The following is a 21305-nucleotide window of genomic DNA, read 5'->3' as shown; positions in this document are numbered from 1 at the left end:
TGGCCTCCGGTTTCTATGCCACGATTTGAAGATCAAGGGCGCGGCCGTTGGCGCGGCGAAGTTGCGCAGCCTTTGTCCGGGTGCCGGGCAGCTGCCGATAGATGTCGAGATAGTCCTGCGCCATCCGTTCAGCGGTGAAACGCTTCTCGAAAGTGGCGCGTACCTTCCGCCGGTCAAGCCGCAGCGCCCATTCGACATTTTCTGCAGCCTCCGTCACGCTGTCGACCAGAATGCCGGAAACGCCATTGTCGATCACCTCCGGCACGGAGCCGCAACGGAAGGCGATGACCGGCGTGCCGCAAGCCATGGCCTCGATCATGACCAGCCCGAACGGCTCAGGCCAGTCGATCGGGAAGAGCAGCGCGCCGGCATTGCCGAGGAAAGCCGCCTTCTGATGTTCATTGATTTCGCCGATGAACTCGACATTCGGATGGCTCTTCACCATCGGCTCGATCACCGTTTGCCAGTAGGCCTTGTCCGCGTTGTCGATCTTGGCGGCAATCTTCAGCGGCAGGCCGGCCTTCGCTGCGATCTCGATCGCCCGATCCGGACGCTTCTCGGGCGAGATGCGTCCGAGGAAGGCGAGGTAGCTGCCTTTAGGTTTTGCCGTGAAGGGAAGGAGATCGGCCGGCAGACCATGATAGACCGTTCCGGACCAATTGACCGGCGGCATAGGGCGGCGCTGGTCGTCGGAGATCGATACCAGCGGAATATCGAAGAAAGCCTTGTAGAAAGGCTTTAGGTCCGGCAGGTCCAGCCGGCCGTGCAGCGTCGTGACCGTGCGGTCGGCAAAATCCCGGATCAGCGGAAAATGCAATAGATCGATATGAAAGTGCAGCACATCGAATTCGTGCGCCCGCCGCCGGATCTCCTCCAGCATCACGACCTGATGCGGCAGATGGTCCCTGACGGCCGGGTTGAGCCGCAGCGCGACGTCCGAGCAGGCCACCAGCCTGGCGTGGGTGACGGAATCGCCGCTGGCAAAGAGTGTCACGTCATGGCCTAGGGCGACAAGTTCTTCGGTAAGGTAGGAAACGATGCGTTCGGTTCCTCCATAGAGCTTGGGTGGAACACTTTCGGCAAGCGGCGCGATCTGAGCGATCTTCATCGGCAAGACCTCCTCTAATGAGCAAAGAATCGTCGGTAAAAATCATGCCCTCGTCCTCGGCAGGCACGCGGCAAGTCGGATGGAATGTCTAGATCTCAATGGCTGTCGGTGACGCTCTCCTTTCCGGTAGCTGCACAGACCAAGGCTGCCAAACCGGGGCACTTTCGGTTTCCGGCGATGGGGCCTGTGGACATTGAAGGGAGGAGACGAGCCTTGCTCCTCGCATTGCTCATCGTCCTTGTCCAACGTCTTCAGCGCTTCAATGATCTCGTCATAGGGGACGGCTTTATCCGTGCCGGGATGAAGTCGAAGGGCCGGGATGGACTCGATGGCAAAGATATCGGATGCCCACGACGCGAGAATGGCCCGCTTCTCGTCATTACCGATGTCGTCGGCGGCAAGCACATCACGCGGGTGATCGAAGTGTTTGGCTGGATGAAGCAGATGCGCCGCGCTGATCGCGGCTGTGGCATTCTCCGGTATCGAATTGCTGATGCTTTCCTTTCTCATGGCCTCGCTCCATTGACCTTGACCGATGGAACTTATTCAGCGGTGGGGTGAGGCTCGCCCCTCAAGGTGGGCCGAGCCTCTGGCAGCAAGCGCCTTAGAAGTCCATGCCGGCGCCGGCGGGCAGGGCCGGAGCAGCTTCCTTCTTGGGCTTTTCGGCGATCATGGCTTCCGTTGTGACCAGAAGACCGGCAACCGAAGCGGCATCCTGGAGCGCCGTGCGCACGACCTTGGCCGGGTCGATGACGCCCTGAGCATAAAGGTCGCCGTATTCGCCGGTCTGGGCATTCCAACCGTAGGAGAAGTCCGTCTTCTCGCGCAGCTTGCCGACGATGACAGAGCCTTCCGCACCGGCGTTCTCGGCGATCTGGCGGACCGGAGCCTCGATCGCACGGCGAACGATCTCGATACCGACCTTCTGGTCCTGGTTGGCGGCGGCGAGATTGTCGAGCGCCTTGACGGCACGCAGCAGCGCGACGCCGCCGCCCGGCAGGATGCCTTCCTCGACGGCTGCACGGGTGGCATGCAGCGCATCGTCGACGCGATCCTTCTTTTCCTTCACTTCGACTTCCGTCGAGCCGCCGACGCGGATGACGGCAACGCCGCCGGCGAGCTTGGCCAGGCGCTCCTGCAGCTTCTCACGGTCGTAATCGGAGGTGGTCTCCTCGATCTGGGCGCGGATCTGCGCAACGCGGCCATCGATTTCCGCCTTGGAACCGACGCCGTCGACGATGGTGGTGTTTTCCTTCTCGATTGCTACCTTCTTCGCCCGGCCAAGCATGTTCAGCGTGACATTCTCGAGCTTGATGCCGAGCTCTTCGGAGATCACCGTGCCGCCCGTCAGGATGGCGATGTCTTCCAGCATCGCCTTGCGGCGGTCGCCGAAGCCAGGCGCCTTGACAGCAGCAATCTTCAGGCCACCACGCAGCTTGTTGACGACCAGGGTCGCAAGGGCTTCGCCTTCGACGTCTTCAGCGATGATGAGGAGCGGCTTGCCGGACTGGACGACCGCTTCCAATACAGGGAGCATCGCCTGCAGGTTGGACAGCTTCTTCTCATGGATCAGGATATAGGGATCGTCCAGTTCGACCCGCATCTTGTCCTGATTGGTGACGAAGTAGGGCGAGAGGTAGCCGCGGTCGAACTGCATGCCTTCGACGACTTCGAGTTCGGTCTCGGCGGTCTTGGCTTCTTCGACGGTGATGACGCCTTCGTTACCGACCTTCTCCATTGCTTCGGCAAGATAACGGCCGATCTCGGAATCGCCATTGGCCGAGATGGTGCCGACCTGGGCGATCTCGGAATTGCTGGTGATCTTGCGCGCATTGGCTTTCAGTTCCTTGACAACGGCGTCGACGGCGAGATCGATGCCTCGCTTCAGATCCATCGGGTTCATGCCGGAAGCGACTGCCTTGGCGCCTTCCTTGACGATCGCCTGGGCAAGCACGGTCGCGGTGGTCGTGCCGTCGCCGGCCAGATCATTGGTCTTCGACGCCACTTCGCGCAGCATCTGGGCGCCCATGTTCTCGAACTTGTCTTCCAGTTCGATTTCCTTGGCGACGGAAACGCCATCCTTGGTGATGCGCGGGGCGCCGAAGGACTTGTCGATCACGACGTTGCGGCCCTTGGGGCCGAGGGTGACCTTTACCGCATTGGCCAGCACATCGACCCCTCGCAGCATGCGTTCACGGGCATCGGTGTGGAACTTGACTTCTTTCGCAGCCATTTCTTTAACTCCTCAATAGGCAGCTATCTGACTGATGGTTCGTGGCGTTGATTGCTCAGGCAGCCTTTTTCTGCTCGGCCTGGGCTTCGATGATGCCCATGACGTCGCTTTCCTTCATGATCAGCAGGTCTTCGCCATCGATCTTGATCTCGGTGCCGGACCATTTGCCGAACAGAATGCGGTCGCCTGCCTTGACGTCGAGCGCCTGGATCTGACCGGCGTCATTGCGCGCGCCGGGACCGACGGCGACGACCTCGCCTTCTTGCGGCTTTTCCTTGGCGGTATCGGGGATGATGATTCCGCCTTTGGTCTTCTCTTCGGATTCGACCCGGCGGACGAGAATGCGATCATGGAGCGGTCGGAACGACATGTTTTCCTCCGATGGACAAACAATAATGACGTTGTTCCCCCCACCGGACCGGATGACCAATCCGGGCGGGTACAAAACCTCGGTCGAGCGTTTTGCGCGAAATGATCTGGTTTTGCGATTTTTCGATTTCAAGAGGATGAAACGAAAAAAATAGCACTCATACCTATATGCTGCTAACTAGCTGGAAAGGAACAACAAACTGGCGTGCGGCGTTGGAAAAGCCGTTGATGGCCACAAAATTTTGCGCCAACTTGGAAGTGTCATGAAACGGAGATGAAGCATGCAATTCTCATCGGATCTGGAACGGCAACTGAACGGCTACGGCCTCACTACCGCACACATCCTCTACCGCATTCCCGATTTCGAGTCCGTGCTGCAGACCTACGTCTGGCAGGACTACGATCTGGCTCCCGATTTTCCCGAGATGCACAAGTTCCTGGACTTCTGGCAGGCCAGCCTTGATGGGCCACTGCATTCCGTCCGCTACACCCATCAGCGCCTGATCGGTCCCAACGAATGGCGCAGCGTAGAGGGCGAGTTCAAGCTGCACTGAGACTTGAAACGGAAATTTTCCCTTCCTAGCTCTTCGACGACCGAGGCTTGATGAGTTCGGTCGATATCCCACGTCTGTTCAGAGTGAGACTGATATGGAAGAGAAGATCAAATTCATCAAAGACCTCGACATTGAGGAACGCGAGGAGGTCCTCTCCGATATCGCCCGCGCCCTCGAAAGTACAGCACGTGAGGCCTTCATCGAAGGCGACAGGCACTTTGCGGCGCTTTCCAGCAATATGGCACAGATAATCCGCGTCAACGCTGACGAACTTGCCAGAGATAATTCTCAAAATGCCGAGCGCGTATTGCAGCAGGCGACGGCTATGATCTCACAGTTCAATGCGATACATCCCTACAGGATGATGAGTTACTCTCTCCATTAGCGCACTCTTGTACGTTTTTAGTTAGAGTTCACTTCGGACCAACCCCGATAGCTGATTATGCTGCCAACTTTGGTATTGCGTGTTCCACCAATCGCAGGAATTGGGTGTTGCGAGCCCCGGAAAACGCCCTTCGCCAGAGGCGCTTATCGCGCGCGGACCGCTCCGGCTGATCGCAACGGCAATCAGCGCTGCGGCGAATGACGGAACTCTGATACGCCTGATCTCTGATCCAATGACGGATTGAAGCCATGGCGCCGAACGTTTCGAGAATCTAGCCTCTCAACGTTGGATAGTCCCAAGATGCTTGTAGGCGATTGCGAGCTTCCTCCAGCAGGTCGCTGTAATCTGCCTTGAATGGGGCAACCAGCTGCGTCTCCAGATCGGCTAATAACCCGTGTAGCACCGCGCCTTCGGCAGTGCTTTCAAAACACGATGCTTCTGGCGTAGGCGCGCTACCTTGTTCGCACCACCGAGAGAGCAAACCAAAGAGGAACAGGGCTTCCTCTGGAGAAAGCTGGATCTGCACACCATCGGGCGCTGGCTGTTGTTCGTCTGTCATCAAACTATTTGGCACCGGTCGTGAAGGGCCGCAATGGGCCGGAGTGAAAATCCGTTGTCGGGCGCATTTGTCGGGTGGCTGCCGTTCAGCGACGATTTTAATTCGTTCGAGGCAGAAATTGATGAAGCTATAATTTGCCATGCAGAATATACACTGCTGCGCCCGAAAGGCAGAGTTGCTCGCCATGTTCATGACGCGGCCGTTCCAAGCGCTGCAGCTATTGCGTCAGCCAGGCCGCGCCCGGCGATGCCATCTTCGTCAAGGCGCGGGTTGTAGATGTTGATTTCGATGCCGACTGCCTTGCCGCTCCCCATCGCGATCCGGATCGCGGTCACGAGCTCCTCCCACGATAACCCGCCAACCGGCAAGGAAGTCGATAGCCGGCATGATGGCGTCGTCGGGGCAGTCGGCGTCGAGATGGATGAAGAAGCCGTCCAGTTCCGGACGCGTCAGGTGGGTGATCGCTTCGCGCGCGGCAGCCTCGATCCCCATCGCGCGGAGGGCGGGCAGGTCAATCGCCTTGAGCTCTTCGGGCAACGGCTGGCTTCCGTACTCCTCCTGATCCTCGTGATCGCGATATGCGAACGCGACAGCGTCGTCAGGAGGGACCAGAGGACGGCGACCTTCGACGTCGATCAGGAGCGCCGCGAGTGTGAACGCGTTCTTGTCAGACCTTCAGGGACAACCTGGAACTGGCATTAGGGCCACCGGGGGTGCGAACATGAAGTCCCTCCTCGTCCAGATGCAGGACCTTGTCTGCGGCCGCGATGGTCTCAAGTCTGTGGGCGACGACAATACGGGTGATACCAAGCGAACGAACGGATTGATTGACACGCTCCTCGTTCGCCACATCCATGTGAGAAGTTCCCTCGTCGAGAAACAGCATCCTGGGCTTGCGATAGAGAGCACGTGCCAGAAGCACACGCTGCTTCTGGCCACCCGAGAGACTTGAGCCCATGTCGCCGATCAGCGTCTCGTATTGCATCGGCATGCGCAGGATTTCGTCATGAATGGCGGCGGCCTTCGCGGCCTCCATGATCATGGGCAAATCGCGACTGTCATCGAACATCGCGATGTTGTCCGCGATCGAACCGGCGAACAAATTGTCGTCCTGCAGGACGGCGGCGATCTGATCATGGAAGGTCTTGTAGCCGAATTGCGTCAAAGGAATGCCATCGATCAGGACCTCGCCCGTATCAGGTTCGAGCAGGCCAACGAGAATCTTGAGGAGCGTCGACTTGCCAGCCCCTGAAGGTCCGGTAATCGCGACATGTTCCCCAGGTCGCACGGTGAGATCAAGATTGCTCAACACGAGAGGATCGGTCGGGGAATATCTGTAGGAAACGTTTCTCAACTCGATCCCACCTTTGAGTTCGGTGACAACGTTCGCGCTCGGGCCAAAGCTCCTGTCATCCTCCTCGAGGGCGATGTCTGACAACCGTTCCAGATGCAATCGGAGCATCAGGAACGCCGTTGCCTGGTCCACGAGATTGCCTGTCTTTTCGAGGAACTGCCCTTTGTAGGCAAGATAGGCGAATACCATGCCGACGCTGAACCCGCCCTGCATGACGAAGCCAATCGCCAGCCAGATCGTCACGACGTTTTCAAGACCGAAGATTAAGGCGTTCGCGGTGCCCTGCCAAATACCGACACGAGACAGGCGGATATTCGCGTTGATCGCATCGGTCAGCAGCGTCTGCCATATGGCGTGCCGTATCGTCTCTCGATTATGGAGACGAAACGTTTGAATGCCCCTGATCGTCTCGATCAGGGCTGTCTGTTCCTTGCCCTGTGCGATGATGCTGCCCTCCTGGGCGCGACGCTCCAGCGAGAAGGATATGATGCGAACGATAAAATAGAGCAGGAACGCGGTCAGAGCGATCAGAGCCAGTTTGGCGCTGTAGAAAAACATGACCACCAGCGTGCTCAGAGCGAGAACTCCATCCACCAGCGCGGCGGCGACGCCCTCGGTCAACAGCCTCTGGATGGGCACAACGGACTGAAACCGGGATAGAATATCGCCGACCTCGCGCTTCTGGAACCACTCGAGAGGCAATCGGAACAGTTTCCTGGCAACATTGGAAGCAATGCCGAAGCCCAGCGCGGAGCCCGCTGCCAGGATTACGAAGGAGCGGAGGAAGGACGCGCAGGCGTTGAAGACGGTGAAGAGACCGAACCCCAGCGCCAGAACCACAAGAAGGTCCTTGTCGAGCGCGGGCAGCGCGGTGTCGATGCCTATCTGCAGGTAGTAGGGCAATGCAAGGACGTAGACCTGCAGGACCACGCTGAGAACGACTACTTGAGCAAAGGAACCGCCGAGACCGTGGATGCCGCTCCACAACTGCGACCAGCGAAGGATCGTGCGCTGCGTCTTCCTCTCGAAAGTCTCGTTAGGCCGAAGTTCCAGGGCGACGCCGGTGAAGTGTCCAGAAAGCGACGACATGTCCAACCAGTCGCTTCGTCCGACGGGATCGTGAATCAGTACCTTGCCACTCGCGACCCGTTCGACCACGACGTAATGATTCATGTCCCAGTGCAGGATTGCAGGCAGAGCCAGATTCGAGAGCTCGTCCATCGGCAGTTTCACCGCACGCGGTGTCAAGCCGATCTGGTCGGCCACCTTCATGAGACTACCAAGCGGAGCGCCTCTCATGGATGGCGTGAAGCGTCGGCGCATCGTTGAAAGATCGACATCCAGGCCATGGAAGCCGGCGATCATCGTCAAGCAGGCAAGCCCGCACTCGCTTACTTCGGTCTGGCGCACCAGCCGAACGCGAGAGGTCGAGAAGAAGCCGGTCTGAAGAAAGGCCGACATCGTCTATCTCCGCTGCAGAGCAAACAGGGGTTCAAAGAGCCATTCGAGGAGAGACTGACGTGCGGTGGCGATGCGAGCCGATAGGGTCATCCCTGGAAACAGGGCCTGGGATTTGCCGAACGCGAGAATATCCTGGCGCTCCAGATCGACGGTCACGAGATAGTTGAGATTGACGGTATTGCCATTCGTCCGCTCCACCGGGCTCTTGGAAAGGCTCGCGACGCGCCCGGAAATGGTGCCGAAGCTCTCGTATGGAAAAGCGTCGATCGCCAACCGAACCTCCTGCCCGGGTTCAACGAAGCCGACGGCACTGTTTGGAACGTCTAACCGCGCATGGAGTACAGCGTCGCTCGGCACGATGCTCATGAGTACCTGCTGGGTGTTCAACGGTTCGCCGGTCTTTGCGGTAAGCGCTGATATCGTTCCGGCAACGGGCGCCCTGATGACATAGGCGCGCGACTGTTCATTCGTCGCGATGCTGCGATTGATGTCTTCGCGTTGCGACTGAAGCGCCGCCTTTTTCTCGCTCGCCTTGGCCTTTATCTGGTCAAGCATCTGCCGTGCGTCGGAAAGATCGGACCGGCGTTCGGTCAACATGCCCTCGAAGGCGGCCAACTGCTGACGCCGCTCGGTGAGTGCGTCTTCGCGAAGGATCACGTTTCGCTTGGGAACGATGCCCTTGTCCGCCAAATCCTCTATACGCGCCAAATCCCGTTCGTTCGACTTGATCAACTCCGCCTGCAAAGCAATCTGGCTCTGCAGCTTATCAATCTGCACCCGAAAGCTTTCGACTTGAGCATTGAACTGGGCCACCTGAGCGGTTTCGTCATTCTCCACTTCCGACATTTGGGTATCGAGACTTGCCTTCTGCCGTTCAAGCATCTGCGCGACTTTTTCAGAAGCGGATTCGCCCGAGACGAGGAAATCTTCCGACCGCACCGCGATCAGTTCCTGCCCTTCCTCGACTTGGTCCCCGTCATTGACCAATAGGTTCATCACGACACCCGCACGCGGGGGGACGATCGCCGCGACACCTTTATCCGGCACGATGACGCCGGTTGCGGTCACAATCCGGGCGTAGCCCGCAAAGGATAAAAAGGACAGGGCAGCAAGAAGGGCACTGGCCATCAGGTAACCGGTCATATGCCAGCCAAGCGGCACGGCCATCGACACAGATCCCGCTAGCCGCTGGGACTGCTGTTCGATCGCCTCTCGTCGAAACAGGCTCATGCGGAGCTGTTCATATTTTTACAATGTCGGGAAAGACTCTTCGCCGCCGGCGAAGAGTCGAATTGGCCGCTAGGCAAAGGCTCTCGATAGCCTATAGAGCCCGTATCCGCCAACGGCTACCGCACCCACGGCGAGAGCTCCGACGCCAAATGCCGATAGGCCGACACCAGCGCCGATGGCCGCGGCATAGCCCAAGGCGCCGCCGCCCGCCAGTGCGGCGGCTCCATCGATGACATTGCGAACCGGTCCAGTGACCGACCGGCCACCAGATACTTGTTCTATCTCAGTTTGTGAAAGTTCTTTGATACCCTGCACTTAACTCACCATTCGTTTGTTTCAGGAAGGTACTCAGAGCACGCGCGTGCGCGGGCAACCTACTCAAGCCCTATGTCACAGTCAATTATGTTGTACTTGAGCATGTCGCGTCTTCTACTCGAAGGCCCTCCAGACTTGTTCATGGGTGATGGATACAACGTCTCGTACTCAGCATCTTCCTTATCCTAGCAAGGCCGTTCGTGCCCCACCGGCTACGGTTGGTCAAAAGGCTGCGTGGCACGAGGGCGACGAACTAACGCTGATCACTGCCAAACTGACCTTTGTTGAAAGATCCGAGAAAAGACTCGCAGCATCGTATGGGCGGTAGTCGCGATCGGGACAACAAGCGCATGGGTCGCAGGCTCAACCCAAGGACCTCCTGGTAGGGAAAGTTGAATCGCGACGTCAGATCCTCGACGATTTTGGGACGGCCGAGCTCAGCCGTTTCGGCGAGAGGCCAGTTGGGGTCCGAGTCTTTCATATCGATGCTGTTCGGCGCAGCCGCGCTCTCGCCGAGCCCGGCGTATCGGCCAGGGGTGCGTGGTGCCTTCATCGCCGAGACGATAGAGTAGGCAAAGGGGACGTCGGCTGACTTGGCCGCGAAGACATCAACGGCATCGGCGGAGACCTCCTCCTCGGAGCGAGCTGCTGAGATGCGTTCGGCGAGCGCTCGCAGTGTACGCTCACGCCGTTCCCCGATAACTCGGAAAGTTGTCTCTACGACGGCGTTGAAGATGCCTTCCATCCTGCCGTCTTCTCCGCGGATGGGGGCGCTAGGGACGTGTAGGGCAGGAGATCAAAATTACCAGACCGGCAAGTATGACTGCCGAAAGATCTGGTTCGTGCTCGCTCTCCGGTTGCCGAACCCATTTAGTGGCTCATTTGACGATGATTTCGTCAGACGGATAAACGCCTCGCAAGACGTCATCCAAATGGCGCTTCACGCAGGCATTGCAAGCGCACGCAACGCTCTGCAGTCCATCCACGCTCAAGACGACCAGCCTGTCCCGACGGGTATCAAGCAATCCGCGTCCCTTGGCCGTGGCTTTCGCGTTGGCGGCTATTGCCCGGCGGACCCGCATCCCCAGGCGTATGATGCGCATTCTCGAAGGGGAATCGCTGCTGAACGAAGCTTCGGGCCTGGTCTGTTTGCGATTTGCGGTCGCAGCAATGCTGAGTGGTGGCTTCTCTCTTGGCGACACCCGCGGACGTTTTTCTGGATCGCATCCGGCGGCATCATCGTAGGCACCGCGGTGACATGGACAATCGTTCGGGTGAAGGATTGGGTGTCGCGCCACTTCGGAGAAGAAAGCGGCTCGCAGATAGTGATCAGCCTGCTTATCCCGTTCGGGTGTTATCTTCTGGCGGAAGAATTGCACTGCTCCGGTATCCTCGCCGCAGTTGCTGCTGGCGTAACAATGAGCGTGACTGAAACCTCAGGTCGCGCGCTGCCTGTAACCCGTATCCGCCGAAATACCGTTTGGGATATGATTCAGTTCGCTGGCAATGGCATGATATTCGTACTGCTCGGAGAACAACTCCCTTCCATCGTCGGCGGGGCGGCGGCGGCAGTACAGTTGACGGGTCACGAAAACCCGTGGTGGCTTCTGGCCTATGTATTCGCTATCAACGTAGGCTTGGCCTTTCTTCGTTTTGTCTGGGTTTGGGTGTCGCTCCAACTCACGCTGTTTCGTGCCGGGCAAAGGTTTGCGCGTCCTGACTGGAGAATCGTGGCCGCTATGTGCTTTGCGGGCGTCCGGGGCGCGATTACGCTCGCGGGCGTTCTAACCCTTCCCCTGACCATGACGGACGGCAGCCCCTTTCCGGCCCGTGAACTCGTAATCGCACTGGCAGCGGCCGTGATCATCATATCGCTCGTTGTGGCAACGGTCGCGCTGCCATTACTGTTGAGAGGCCTGAGAATGCCCGATGAGCCATCGTCCGATGTCGAAGAAGACGCAGCCCTGGTAGCCGCTGCAGAAAGCGCGATTGCGGCGATCGAACGCCGACAGCATGCGATGGCGTCAGGGCGAAAGGATGCTGACCTTTACATTGCCGCCGCCGCGCGAATAACCGATCCTTATCGCGACCGCATCGCAAGCCGCCAGGAAGGCTCCGCGGCTGATCAGACTCGCTATAACGAGGTGATTGAGCGCGATCTGCGTCTGAGGGCGCTTCAGGCGGAAAGGCCGAGATATTCCACTGGGCCCGGGTGGGTAAGATCGGAAGTCACACGGCAAGCAAGCTCGTGCGCGAATTGGATCTGCTGGAGACTCGCCTTGGCGGCGGATTGCTCTCTACGATTGCGGTCTGTTTTCCGCCCCGTCTCAGGCTAATGGCCACCTGCACCGACCTCTTCGTCAGCTGTACAGACGGGTAATTGGACGCAACTATCTCGATCGCATCTGGGATTCGGCGCAAGCGGCGAGGAAATCTTCGCGCATGTCCTCCGCTGTGATCTCGTTGCGGAGGGCCGCGTGGCAGCGCCTTCTCGCTCGGCTGTAACAAGGGCCATACTGATGGGTGATGTTTTCAGCCAAATAGCGCAGAGCATCGCGAGGACCACGAATTTCCACCTTCGGACAGCCAGCCAGATCTATGGGCACCGGTAGATGCCAAACTGTAGAAAGGCAATCATAACCACCGGATTCATCTGCAGAAACTCCGAGGCAGCATGCGTGGATGATCGTTCGTTCCACTATCGGAATCTGCCGGCGTTTCTCAGCAAGTCGATCTCCTTGGCGATCGGTCCCAGCAGTTTCCGCAGGCGATTTTCTTCCACTTTATCGAGGCGAAATCGCTGCGCAAACTCACTGACGTACCAGATTTTTTCTTTTCCAGGTCGGCCGATTTTGCCGGCAGGAATGGGATATTGCATAACGAGATCCTTTGGGCACGAAATGCATTCACCGGAAGTGTTCGAGATCAAGGGTGATCGTGCTGTTGCGGGTTGCTGCATAGACCGCCTTTGCGACCTTCAGAATTCGGGGCCGGAGCGCATCGAACGAGGCAAGATAATCGTCGACACTCGCGGTTCGTTGCGACAATTCGCCAGCTAGCACTTCTGCGGGGACATAAAAATGAACCTCGAACATGCCGTCATGCCCGAGAAAGCGAACCTCCTATGGGCTTCATCATAACTACGTGCCGAGTTTGGGAAGGAAAGAGACACTAACGACCTCCTTCATCTTGCCATCGATCGATGGCTTCGTTTTTCGGTGGAGTTTCAGGTCGGCGATCGGATGCAAGCCCACTATCTCGATGTTCCAGAGCGAACAGCAATGCTTCCCTTGTTCTCTTCCCGTTTCGGAATTCCGAATTCAAGAAGACCAAGGCTTCATGTTTGGCGTCTGAACTGGCTTCGACCGCAACACCTCTGAACCCTGCAGTTCTCAAGACATCCCTGAGCATCGCTATGTTGACGGGGTCGATGTATTCGGGTGACGGATTGGAAGACATGCCGTCCTCCTTTGTTGGGGCGGGGGGAACACCCTCGATGGCAGCGCCCGTGAAACGAGCTGCCATTGTCAGTATATATCGTGCGTCATTGCCTCAATTACAAGTAGAACCGGAAAATTCCCATGGGAGTTTGGGCGCAGAGGCGTGTGAGATTATCCAGCGGAGTTCAAATTAAATCCCTAAATGCGTATAGTATAAATGAAGCGCCTTGTAATTTCCCGTCACAGGTACATATTCGTTAAATGAAATGACGGGCTTAATTTGCGAAATTATTCGACGTCAAATCCATATTTGTGATTCTTCTTCTTGAAGAATCTGGCGGCAATCGTCCGATCGAAGCCGACAATTTGTTTCGGTTACGTGAACTCCCGGGCGATCCGATGCCCGAAGGAAGGCTGCTCCGATCTCAGATCGTTCCGATCTTAGCGGTAGATCCAGGAGGCCTCATCATGACATTCGAGCACGCCAGCGTGCGGATCGCCCGCAAACCGTGGGGCAGCCACGATCTTATGCCTTGGAGCCGCAGCGGCGACCACGACGCTGTAGCCGGCGAACTCAGGTTTGATCGAAGTGAGGCACAAGCGCCCGATCCCGCCTTGCTTCTCAAGCTGCTCTTCACGAAGCAGATGCTGTCGATCCAGGTTCACCCGGATGATGCTTTCGCGCAATCGACAGGCATGGCCAACGGGAAGACGGAGGCATGGTACGTGCTGTCTGCGGAATCCGGCGCTAAGGTTGCTGTGGGGTTGACGCGGACGGTGACTCAGGCGGAGTTGCGGACTGCGATCGCCGACGGTTCGGTTTCTGATCTTGTGCAATGGAGAGGCGCTGCCGCAGGCGACGTATTTTTCGTTCCGGCCGGAACCATCCACGCCATCGGCTCCGGTCTCGTCATTGCCGAAATCCAGCAGAGAAGCGACTCTACATTTCGTCTTTTTGACCCCGGGCGTGCGCGCGAGCTGCATGTGGACCAAGCCGTCGCAGTGGCCGATCTGGGGCCGGCGGAAACGGAGGCTGCTGCCCCTATACGTCTTACGCATGCAAGGACGCAGCTTGTATCGTGTGCCTTCTTCACCTTTGAGCGGATCGACCTTTCTCCAAATGCGAACTGGGAGCTGCTGGCCGACCATGAGACCTGGGCTCTGGTCATCGCCGGCGATGCAAATGTCGGATCGATGCATGCCGGTGTCGGCGATGCGTTTTTTGCCGACGCGGATCGAGTTGCCATAAAAGTCGGAGCAAATGGCCTGACGGCTTTGCTCGCTTATGCCGACAGTGCGCCCGAGCCAGGCCTGCTCCGCGATCTCGATGCCCGGGACAGAGATCTTCCGGCCCGCCAGGATTATATCGAGGCACTCATTCATCATGAAAAGCCGGCAAACTTGCCGTTCCGCTCGACGGAGGGGCAATCATGACCAAGTTCAGGAATATCGCGTTCATCGGCAACTCGCTTCCCCGCCGCTGCGGCATCGCGACGTTTACCACCGATCTGCAGCAGGCCGTTTCAAATTCACCTGGGAGGGTGGGGACGGCGATCGTGGCAATGACCGACCATGGTCACGCCTATGACTATCCAGCAAGCGTCTGGCTTCAGATCCCAGACGAGAAGCTCGACGATTATATCCGCGCGGCGGAAGCCCTGAATGCCGGCCGGTTCGACGTGGTATGCCTGCAGCACGAATTTGGAATTTTTGGAGGCGAAGCAGGAAGCCATATCCTCACACTTCTCTCGCGGCTCGACATGCCGGTCGTCACGACGCTTCATACGGTTCTTGCCGCACCCAGCCCGGCACAACGCAAGGTCCTGGCACGAATTGTCGAGAGTTCAGCCAAGATCGTCGTCATGGCAGAGAAAGGGTGCGCGCTCCTGCGTGAGATATACGGGGTTCCGGCTGAGAAGATCGTGGTGATTCCCCATGGGATTCCTGAGATCGCCTTCAGCGAGCCGGCTGTCGCAAAGGCAAAGCTCGGGTTCGAGGGCCGGTCCGTTATCCTGACCTTCGGCCTGCTCTCACCCAACAAGGGCGTCGAGGTCATGATCGATGCGATGCCCCGGATCCTGGATAGCAGGCCCGACGCCGTCTATGTCGTGCTTGGTGCGACCCATCCCAATCTCGTCTTTCGTGAGGGTGAAGCATATCGCGAAAGCCTGATCGCGCGCGTGCGAGCTCTCGGGATCGAAAGCCATGTAGTGTTCCTCGATCAATTCGTCGACCAGGCAACGCTCTTGGACTTCATTTCCATGTGCGACGTCTATACCACGCCCTATCTGAATGAGGCGCAGATGACGTCGGGCACGCTGGCCTATAGTTTTGGCCTCGGAAAAGCGGTCGTTTCGACCCCTTACTGGCACGCTTGCGAACTGCTGGCCGGCGGACGCGGCATTCTGGTGCCTTTCGGTGATGCGAAAGCCATCGGCAACGAGATCGCCGGACTGCTGATCGACGATGCAAGGCGGGACGCCATGCGTACGCGCGCTTACGCCAGCAGCCGGCCGATGACGTGGCAAAGGACGGCGGAGCGTTATCTCGGTTTATTCGAGGAAGCGGTCCAACGCAGGCCTCTCCCCAATGCGCTGCTGCCGGGAAGTCGGAACGCATCCACGCGGAAACCTGCTGGCCCGCCAGAGCCGCAGCTCACCTATTTTCTCTCCATGTGCGACGATACCGGACTGTTCCAGCATGCCGTCCACTCGGTGCCGGATCGCTCACATGGTTATTGCGTTGATGACAATGCCCGGGCCCTGCTTCTGGCGAGCGCTCTCACTGGAGCAGGCGAAACACCTCTGCCGGAGCCATTGACGACGCGCTTCGCCTCCTTCGTGCAGCACGCCTGGAATCCCGACAAGAAGCACTTTCGCAACTTCATGGGCTTCGACCGGCGTTGGCTCGAGGACAAGGGCTCCGAGGATAGCCATGGCCGGACGCTCTGGGCGCTTGGAGAATGCGCCCGCGGTGATAGCAATCCGTCCCGGCGGACCTGGGCTGCCACCTTGTTTTCCGAAGCCCTGCCGACCGCCGAAGGTTTTCGCTCGCCGCGCGCCTGGGCCTTCACGCTGCTCGGGCTGGACGGATATTGCGAGGCATGTGAGGAGGACGTCTTCGCCCAACGCATGCGGCGGCTTTTCGCGGATCGTTTGATGGACCTCCTTGCTCGTGTGGAGACGGAGGATTGGGTCTGGTTCGAGGAAGGTCTTTCCTATGACAATGCACGCCTGCCTCAGGCGCTCATCCTCACTGGGCTTGCCGCTGAAACTCCTTCCTACACCGCTGCGGGACTGAAGACCTTGCGTTGGCTGATGACTCTGCAGACGGCGCCCCGCGGCCATTTCAAAGCAATCGGCACGGACGGTTTCAGCGATAGACGAATGCCGCCCCGAGGGTTCGACCAACAGCCCCTGGAAGCGGCAGCAACCATCTCCGCCTGTCTTGCTGCGTGGCGTGCCGATCGCGGTGCCGAATGGAGGACCGATGCTGCAGGTGCATTTGCATGGTTCCTGGGGGCCAATGATCTGTCATTGCCGCTCGTCGATCTCGATACGGGAAGCTGCCGGGACGGGCTGCACCATGCGCGCGTCAATGAGAACAGAGGCGGTGAATCGGTTGTGTCGTACCTTCTGGGCCTCATCGAGCTTCGCAAGCTTGCACGCCTAAACGACCAGCCGGCGGCGCTCACTCCGCTTCGCACCCTGAGTGCCTGAAGCTCTCTTTTAAATCCAGTAGGATAAACCGAGGTTACTTTGTCACAAGCCACCTTTCTGAACCGTCAGGCTCTTTTCCTGCGACCTGACTCCACGCGCGTCGTAGTCCGGCCATTCAAGCCTGCCATTGAACCGCGGGATTTCAATCCGACGGACAAGACCCGGGCAAATCATATCGTCGACCGGGTCCTGGCGCTTGATTCAGAGACGGCGGAAAGCCTGCTCGCGGATGTGCTGGAAAATTTTGAGGGGCGCCACCGAAACCTGCTCGCGACGTTTGAAAATCGGGCACGCGAGATGGAGGAGGCATTCGCGGCTCATGTCGAGTTCTCGAAGGTGCAACGTCAACTCATAGGCGCTTATTTCCTTCACGAATATTCCTTCGAAGCGTCGGCACTCTTCAACCCCAGTATCGTTATGCATCCGGATCAATCAGGCGCGCCGCAGGGAAGCCGGCGTTTTATCCTCAGCCTGCGCGCGGTGGGGGAGGGACATGTATCCTCCTTAACGTTCCGCACCGGGTTGATTGCGGCGGATGGAAGCGTGGAGATCGAGCCGACCGCGCGGTTGGCGTCCACTCCTACCTTGCACACACGGATATCGGACCCGCTTGGGGAGCCTATCGAAGTAAGCTTCAGTTCGCAGCAGCACATCAGCGAGCGGGTGATTTTTCCCATCACGCCGGCGCAATCGAACGGTATCGAGGATGCCCGTTTCGTGGAGTTCCGTGACAATGGATCCAGCACGTTCTACGCAACCTACACGGCCTATAGCGGCAAGGCGATCCGCTCCGAATTGCTGGAGACCAGCGATTTCATATCTTTTCGCATGACCCCGCTGAAGGGTGCCGCGGCGAGAAACAAGGGAATGGCGCTGTTTCCGCGCAAAATCGATGACCGCTATGCGATGATCGGGCGGCAGGATAACGAGAACCTCTATCTCATTTATTCCGATGATCTTTACACCTGGGACGGAGGAGAATTGATCCTGCGGCCTAAATTTCCATGGGAGTTCGTTCAGATGGGAAACTGTGGATCGCCGATCGAGCTTGACGAGGGATGGCTGTTGCTGACCCACGGGGTCGGCCCCGTCCGCCGATATGCGATCGGTGCGGCGCTTCTCGATAAAAAAGATCCATCCAAGGTTCTCGCTCGCTCAAAGGAGCCGCTGGTCCGGCCGGAGCCCTCCGAGCGGGAAGGATACGTGCCCAATGTCGTCTATACCTGCGGCGCGATGCGCCACAACGACCAGATCGTCCTGCCCTATGCGGTCTGCGACACGTTTTCGAATTTCTCGACGATCAAGATTTCGGACCTTCTCAAGACGCTCGATGGCTGAGGAGCCTGCGTCTTGCCAACCGCGTGGAGGGATGGACCGAAGGGGCAGGTGCTGTAGCAGTGTACTCCACCTGGAGGCTCCTTCAGATAAGGCGATCTTCTCCGGTGGCTGATTGAGGACGTCGACGCGTGCTGTCCTTGGCCGGTTTTTTGTGCTCTTCGGCTGCGGCCTCCGGGATTTCGTCGAATAGTTTGTCTTCGACTGTCTTCGGCAATGGCTGAGGAACTGCCTTCTTCTCAAAACGGATCACTCGTTTTCTCCTGCTCCGGCATACGGAGGAAGCGCTCCGGGTATGCCGGAGCGCCAAAGCGGTTTTCGGGAAAGGGGTCTCGCTCAGACGGACAGAGCGGTGGCGCAACCGTCAACACTGCGTCTGTCCGGGGATGTCTGCCCCGGCATTGTCGCCCAGCCACCGGCTTCGATGAACTGACGCTTCTTGTAGCTATCTGGAATTGCCTTGAACTCCATGAGTCTCGAAGTTGCATCCGGCGCAGCATTGAAACGCTCGACGCATACGGCGGACGCAAGCTCACCCCGGGCAATGTCGCCCGCGGCTTCAGCCGCCGTGAGGGAGGTGCCGCCCGTCACCCAACCGCCCCATGTGAATCCAACGATCATCGTTGCGGCCGCGGTCATGAGGCAGGTCCAAACGAGGATCGTCTTGGACGGTTGGTAGTTGTCGAAACGCTGGAAGATCGTTGCGTTGCCACTGCTTTGCGTTGCCATTGGGGTTCTCCTGTCGATTGTTGTTGGGTTCCGCCGCCCGGGAATTTCCGGCTATACGGCTCAGGCACTGTCCTCAGTATCCCATGCCGCCCATGCCGCCGTTGCCGGCCGCCAAGATGGAATCTTTTGCTGGGATGTCGGCAATCATCGCCTCGGCGGTGATCAGAAGCGCTGCGATCGAGCCGGCGTCCTGCAAGGCAGTCCGGACCACCTTGGCGGGGTCGACGATGCCGGCCTTGATCATATCGACGTAGGTTTCTGTTTGCGCGTCGAAGCCCTGGTTGTGACCCACGCCGTCAGTGAGTTTTCCGATGACGATCGAACCCTCGACACCGGCATTGTCGGCGATCTGCCGGATCGGGGCTTCGAGCGCTCTGAGCACGATCGAAATCCCCGCCGTCACATCGGCGTTTTCCCCGGCCAGCCCGGTCAGGACCGCCTTCGCCCGTAGCAGGGCCACGCCGCCGCCGGGAACGATACCTTCCTCGACCGCCGCACGGGTGGCGTTGAGCGCATCGTCGATACGGTCCTTCTTTTCCTTGACTTCAATCTCGGTCGCGCCACCGACGCGGATCACCGCAACGCCGCCAGCGAGCTTCGCCAGCCGTTCCTGCAGCTTTTCCTTGTCGTAGTCGGAGGTCGTCTCCTCGATCTGCGCCTTGATCTGGCCGATGCGTGCGGCGATCTCGGATTTCTCGCCTGAGCCGCCGATGATCGTGGTGGTTTCCTTGTCGATCAGCACACGCTTGGCGCGCCCGAGCATGTCGAGCGTGACGTTCTCCAGCCTGATGCCGAGATCCTCGGAGATCGTCTGGCCGGCCGTCAGAACGGCGATGTCTTCCAGCATGGCCTTGCGGCGGTCGCCGAAGCCTGGAGCCTTGACTGCGGCGACCTTCAGGCCGCCGCGCAGCTTGTTGACCACAAGGGTCGCCAGCGCTTCGCCTTCGACATCCTCGGAAATGATCAGCAGCGGATAGCCGCTCTGCACCACGGCCTCGAGGATCGGCAGCATCGCCTGCAGATTGCCGAGCTTCTTCTCATGGACGAGGATATAAGGGTCCTCCAATTCCACGCGCATCTTCTCGGCATTGGTCACGAAATAGGGCGAAAGATAGCCGCGGTCGAATTGCATGCCCTCAACGACATCAAGCTCGGTATCGGTCGTCCTGGCCTCTTCGACCGTGATGATGCCCTCGTTGCCGACCTTGTCCATTGCCTTGGCGATCATCTCGCCCACGGTCGCGTCGCCATTGGCGGCAATCGTGCCGACCTGGGCGATCTCGCTCGATGAGCTGACCTTCGTGGCGCGCGCCTTGATTTCCGCAAGCACCGCCGCAACGCCGAGGTCGATGCCGCGCTTCAAGTCCATGGGATTCATTCCGGCCGCGACCAGCTTGGCGCCTTCGCGGAAGATGGAGGCTGCGAGCACTGTCGCGGTCGTGGTGCCGTCTCCGGCAAGGTCGTTGGTCTTGGAGGCGACTTCGCGCACCATCTGCGCGCCCATGTTCTCGAACTTGTCGGCGAGCTCGATTTCCTTGGCGACCGAGACGCCGTCCTTGGTGATGCGCGGCGCGCCATAGGACTTGTCGATGACGACGTTACGGCCCTTGGGGCCGAGCGTCACCTTGACGGCGTTGTTGAGTAATTCGACGCCGCGAAGCAGGCGGTCGCGGGCGTCGGTGGAGAAGATGATTTCCTTGGCAGACATGGTCTTTGGTCCAGTTCGGTCTTTGAGATGCGGGATCGGAATTCGACGGATCAGGCGGCCTTGTCGGCGGCCGTTCCGGTCCTTTCGACGATGCCCATGATGTCGGCCTCCGTCATGATCAGAAGGTCTTCGCCGTCGATCCTGACCTCTGTCCCGGACCATTTGCCGAACAGGATGAAATCGCCGGCCTTGACGTCGAGCGGGATCAGTTTGCCGCTTTCGTCACGCAGGCCAGATCCGACGGCGATCACTTCGCCTTCCTGCGGCTTTTCCTTGGCGGTATCGGGAATGATGATCCCGCCCTTGGATGTGAGATCGCCTTCCGCGCGCCGGATGACAACGCGGTCGTGGAGGGGACGGAATGTCATGGGAAATCTTTCTACGGCCGGCGCATAGGGCGGCTGTACTCGTTACATAACACCTCTGGCAATCGATTGATAGGATTGCCAGGAAATATTATTTGTGAAGACGGTATGTTATAATTTACATTGTTGTCTGTATTATTGCATGGTGGTAAAATATTTTTTGTTTCAGTTTCTATTTCCTGCAGAATTGTTGATTAAACTGTCCAAGAAATTTGGGAATCAGTCTAGCGTATCAAGTTGATGCGCAACAGAACTTGTTGATTTGGCCGATCTACCTTTCGTGGGACCAGAGTCCTATGGCTTCCGTCCACAGCATCCTCGCCACGCCAGTCGCAGCCCCGCCACCGGCTCCAGCGGCATCGCAACCGTCAACCCTCTGGCTCCGAAGGCAATCTCATGAATGACAGGCTCAAAGGCACTGTCTCGGACTTTCAAAATCGA

The 21305-nt window shown here is 58.5% G+C and carries 23 protein-coding genes and 1 pseudogene; 6 read left to right on the top strand and 18 right to left on the bottom strand.

What is annotated here, in order from left to right:
* Positions 1-13: 13 nt before the first annotated feature.
* From ACMGE0_RS06450 to groES, 4 genes are all read right to left on the bottom strand, one after another.
* The gene (locus tag ACMGE0_RS06450) at positions 14-1108 is read right to left on the bottom strand and encodes a glycosyltransferase family 4 protein (protein ID WP_436815024.1); all 1095 of its coding nucleotides are present in this window, start codon (positions 1106-1108) and stop codon (positions 14-16) included.
* A gap of 42 nt (positions 1109-1150) precedes the next feature.
* Complete coding sequence (locus ACMGE0_RS06445) at positions 1151-1618, bottom strand: hypothetical protein (protein WP_436815023.1); 468 nt, start codon at positions 1616-1618, stop codon at positions 1151-1153.
* Between the two features lie 94 nt (positions 1619-1712).
* The gene (gene groL / locus ACMGE0_RS06440; protein WP_436815022.1) at positions 1713-3341 is read right to left on the bottom strand and encodes a chaperonin GroEL; all 1629 of its coding nucleotides are present in this window, start codon (positions 3339-3341) and stop codon (positions 1713-1715) included.
* 55 nt (positions 3342-3396) lie between these two features.
* Positions 3397-3711, bottom strand: coding sequence for a co-chaperone GroES (groES, locus tag ACMGE0_RS06435; RefSeq protein WP_436815021.1), 315 nt, complete (start codon positions 3709-3711; stop codon positions 3397-3399).
* A gap of 280 nt (positions 3712-3991) precedes the next feature.
* Here groES and ACMGE0_RS06430 point away from each other — a divergent pair, with 280 nt between their 5' ends.
* Both ACMGE0_RS06430 and ACMGE0_RS06425 read left to right on the top strand, forming a co-directional pair.
* Positions 3992-4264 carry an usg protein gene (locus ACMGE0_RS06430; RefSeq protein ID WP_436815020.1) on the top strand — a complete coding sequence of 91 codons (273 nt, stop codon included), beginning with the start codon at positions 3992-3994 and terminating at the stop codon, positions 4262-4264.
* Between the two features lie 94 nt (positions 4265-4358).
* The gene (locus tag ACMGE0_RS06425; protein ID WP_436815019.1) at positions 4359-4649 is read left to right on the top strand and encodes a hypothetical protein; all 291 of its coding nucleotides are present in this window, start codon (positions 4359-4361) and stop codon (positions 4647-4649) included.
* A gap of 271 nt (positions 4650-4920) precedes the next feature.
* Here the strand turns inward: ACMGE0_RS06425 and ACMGE0_RS06420 are convergent, their stop codons facing one another.
* The 6 genes and pseudogenes from ACMGE0_RS06420 to ACMGE0_RS06395 all read right to left on the bottom strand — a co-directional run bounded on the left by ACMGE0_RS06420 (position 4921) and on the right by ACMGE0_RS06395 (position 10313).
* Entirely contained in the window at positions 4921-5400 is a 480-nt protein-coding gene (locus ACMGE0_RS06420) for a hypothetical protein (protein WP_436815018.1), read from the bottom strand.
* Positions 5397-5847: pseudogene (locus ACMGE0_RS06415) on the bottom strand (arginase family protein); the annotation flags it as partial. The gene ACMGE0_RS06420 and the pseudogene ACMGE0_RS06415, both read right to left, overlap by 4 nt.
* Positions 5848-5875: 28 nt before the next feature.
* Positions 5876-8023 (bottom strand): peptidase domain-containing ABC transporter, encoded by a 2148-nt coding sequence (locus ACMGE0_RS06410; protein WP_436815017.1) that lies wholly within the window; start codon positions 8021-8023, stop codon positions 5876-5878.
* Positions 8024-8026: 3 nt separating this feature from the next.
* Positions 8027-9190, bottom strand: coding sequence for a beta-barrel domain-containing protein (locus tag ACMGE0_RS06405; RefSeq protein ID WP_436815016.1), 1164 nt, complete (start codon positions 9188-9190; stop codon positions 8027-8029).
* 132 nt (positions 9191-9322) lie between these two features.
* A complete protein-coding gene (locus tag ACMGE0_RS06400) occupies positions 9323-9568 on the bottom strand; it encodes a Blp family class II bacteriocin (RefSeq protein ID WP_436815015.1) in 246 nt (81 codons plus the stop codon).
* A gap of 253 nt (positions 9569-9821) precedes the next feature.
* On the bottom strand, positions 9822-10313 hold the full coding sequence (locus ACMGE0_RS06395; RefSeq protein WP_436815014.1) for a hypothetical protein: 492 nt from the start codon (positions 10311-10313) through the stop codon (positions 9822-9824).
* Between ACMGE0_RS06395 and ACMGE0_RS06390 the strand changes: the two genes are divergently transcribed.
* Positions 10303-11904: a cation:proton antiporter gene (locus ACMGE0_RS06390; protein WP_436815013.1), complete on the top strand. Its 1602-nt coding sequence runs from the start codon at positions 10303-10305 to the stop codon at positions 11902-11904. The genes ACMGE0_RS06395 and ACMGE0_RS06390 overlap by 11 nt on opposite strands.
* A gap of 54 nt (positions 11905-11958) precedes the next feature.
* Here the strand turns inward: ACMGE0_RS06390 and ACMGE0_RS06385 are convergent, their stop codons facing one another.
* From ACMGE0_RS06385 to ACMGE0_RS06370, 4 genes are all read right to left on the bottom strand, one after another.
* Entirely contained in the window at positions 11959-12174 is a 216-nt protein-coding gene (locus tag ACMGE0_RS06385) for a DUF982 domain-containing protein (RefSeq protein ID WP_436815079.1), read from the bottom strand.
* 92 nt (positions 12175-12266) lie between these two features.
* Positions 12267-12446 carry a hypothetical protein gene (locus tag ACMGE0_RS06380; RefSeq protein WP_436815012.1) on the bottom strand — a complete coding sequence of 60 codons (180 nt, stop codon included), beginning with the start codon at positions 12444-12446 and terminating at the stop codon, positions 12267-12269.
* Between the two features lie 28 nt (positions 12447-12474).
* The gene (locus ACMGE0_RS06375) at positions 12475-12663 is read right to left on the bottom strand and encodes a DUF1488 family protein (RefSeq protein WP_436815011.1); all 189 of its coding nucleotides are present in this window, start codon (positions 12661-12663) and stop codon (positions 12475-12477) included.
* A gap of 76 nt (positions 12664-12739) precedes the next feature.
* Complete coding sequence (locus ACMGE0_RS06370; RefSeq protein WP_436815010.1) at positions 12740-13027, bottom strand: hypothetical protein; 288 nt, start codon at positions 13025-13027, stop codon at positions 12740-12742.
* Positions 13028-13476: 449 nt separating this feature from the next.
* On the opposite strand from ACMGE0_RS06370, the gene ACMGE0_RS06365 reads away from it, so the two are divergent.
* Genes ACMGE0_RS06365 through ACMGE0_RS06355 form a run of 3 tightly spaced genes read left to right on the top strand, consistent with a single transcriptional unit; the run spans position 13477 to position 18065 of the window.
* Entirely contained in the window at positions 13477-14442 is a 966-nt protein-coding gene (locus ACMGE0_RS06365) for a class I mannose-6-phosphate isomerase (RefSeq protein WP_436815009.1), read from the top strand.
* The gene (locus ACMGE0_RS06360) at positions 14439-16727 is read left to right on the top strand and encodes a glycosyltransferase family 4 protein (protein ID WP_436815008.1); all 2289 of its coding nucleotides are present in this window, start codon (positions 14439-14441) and stop codon (positions 16725-16727) included. Before ACMGE0_RS06365 ends, ACMGE0_RS06360 begins: the two co-directional genes overlap by 4 nt.
* A 39-nt stretch (positions 16728-16766) precedes the next feature.
* Positions 16767-18065, top strand: coding sequence for a glycoside hydrolase family 130 protein (locus ACMGE0_RS06355; RefSeq protein WP_436815007.1), 1299 nt, complete (start codon positions 16767-16769; stop codon positions 18063-18065).
* Positions 18066-18147: 82 nt separating this feature from the next.
* Here the strand turns inward: ACMGE0_RS06355 and ACMGE0_RS06350 are convergent, their stop codons facing one another.
* The 4 genes from ACMGE0_RS06350 to ACMGE0_RS06335 form a co-directional block, all read right to left on the bottom strand.
* Positions 18148-18315: a hypothetical protein gene (locus ACMGE0_RS06350; protein ID WP_436815006.1), complete on the bottom strand. Its 168-nt coding sequence runs from the start codon at positions 18313-18315 to the stop codon at positions 18148-18150.
* A gap of 83 nt (positions 18316-18398) precedes the next feature.
* The gene (locus ACMGE0_RS06345) at positions 18399-18791 is read right to left on the bottom strand and encodes a hypothetical protein (RefSeq protein WP_436815005.1); all 393 of its coding nucleotides are present in this window, start codon (positions 18789-18791) and stop codon (positions 18399-18401) included.
* Positions 18792-18864: 73 nt separating this feature from the next.
* A complete protein-coding gene (gene groL / locus ACMGE0_RS06340; protein WP_436815004.1) occupies positions 18865-20499 on the bottom strand; it encodes a chaperonin GroEL in 1635 nt (544 codons plus the stop codon).
* Positions 20500-20549: 50 nt separating this feature from the next.
* The gene (locus ACMGE0_RS06335) at positions 20550-20867 is read right to left on the bottom strand and encodes a co-chaperone GroES (RefSeq protein WP_436815003.1); all 318 of its coding nucleotides are present in this window, start codon (positions 20865-20867) and stop codon (positions 20550-20552) included.
* Between the last annotated feature and the right edge of the window lie 438 nt (positions 20868-21305).

The sequence above is a fragment of the Neorhizobium descurainiae genome (assembly GCF_051400715.1).
Taxonomy (GTDB): Bacteria; Pseudomonadota; Alphaproteobacteria; order Rhizobiales; family Rhizobiaceae; genus Neorhizobium.
The sequence above is the reverse complement of the archived record's forward strand: the minus strand, read 5'-3'. Positions and strand labels throughout refer to the sequence as shown.

Coding starts and splice junctions, on each gene's coding strand:
- ACMGE0_RS06410 (WP_436815017.1), bottom strand. CDS start 8,023: ATGTCGGCCTTTCTTCAGACCGGCTTCTTCTCGACCTCTCGCGTTCGG.
- groL (WP_436815022.1), bottom strand. CDS start 3,341: ATGGCTGCGAAAGAAGTCAAGTTCCACACCGATGCCCGTGAACGCATG.
- ACMGE0_RS06430 (WP_436815020.1), top strand. CDS start 3,992: ATGCAATTCTCATCGGATCTGGAACGGCAACTGAACGGCTACGGCCTC.
- ACMGE0_RS06370 (WP_436815010.1), bottom strand. CDS start 13,027: ATGTCTTCCAATCCGTCACCCGAATACATCGACCCCGTCAACATAGCG.
- ACMGE0_RS06395 (WP_436815014.1), bottom strand. CDS start 10,313: ATGGAAGGCATCTTCAACGCCGTCGTAGAGACAACTTTCCGAGTTATC.
- groL (WP_436815004.1), bottom strand. CDS start 20,499: ATGTCTGCCAAGGAAATCATCTTCTCCACCGACGCCCGCGACCGCCTG.
- ACMGE0_RS06390 (WP_436815013.1), top strand. CDS start 10,303: ATGCCTTCCATCCTGCCGTCTTCTCCGCGGATGGGGGCGCTAGGGACG.
- ACMGE0_RS06375 (WP_436815011.1), bottom strand. CDS start 12,663: ATGTTCGAGGTTCATTTTTATGTCCCCGCAGAAGTGCTAGCTGGCGAA.
- ACMGE0_RS06450 (WP_436815024.1), bottom strand. CDS start 1,108: ATGAAGATCGCTCAGATCGCGCCGCTTGCCGAAAGTGTTCCACCCAAG.
- ACMGE0_RS06420 (WP_436815018.1), bottom strand. CDS start 5,400: ATGAACATGGCGAGCAACTCTGCCTTTCGGGCGCAGCAGTGTATATTC.
- ACMGE0_RS06345 (WP_436815005.1), bottom strand. CDS start 18,791: ATGGCAACGCAAAGCAGTGGCAACGCAACGATCTTCCAGCGTTTCGAC.
- ACMGE0_RS06365 (WP_436815009.1), top strand. CDS start 13,477: ATGACATTCGAGCACGCCAGCGTGCGGATCGCCCGCAAACCGTGGGGC.
- ACMGE0_RS06425 (WP_436815019.1), top strand. CDS start 4,359: ATGGAAGAGAAGATCAAATTCATCAAAGACCTCGACATTGAGGAACGC.
- ACMGE0_RS06445 (WP_436815023.1), bottom strand. CDS start 1,618: ATGAGAAAGGAAAGCATCAGCAATTCGATACCGGAGAATGCCACAGCC.
- ACMGE0_RS06405 (WP_436815016.1), bottom strand. CDS start 9,190: ATGGCCGTGCCGCTTGGCTGGCATATGACCGGTTACCTGATGGCCAGT.
- ACMGE0_RS06360 (WP_436815008.1), top strand. CDS start 14,439: ATGACCAAGTTCAGGAATATCGCGTTCATCGGCAACTCGCTTCCCCGC.
- ACMGE0_RS06380 (WP_436815012.1), bottom strand. CDS start 12,446: ATGCAATATCCCATTCCTGCCGGCAAAATCGGCCGACCTGGAAAAGAA.
- ACMGE0_RS06335 (WP_436815003.1), bottom strand. CDS start 20,867: ATGACATTCCGTCCCCTCCACGACCGCGTTGTCATCCGGCGCGCGGAA.
- groES (WP_436815021.1), bottom strand. CDS start 3,711: ATGTCGTTCCGACCGCTCCATGATCGCATTCTCGTCCGCCGGGTCGAA.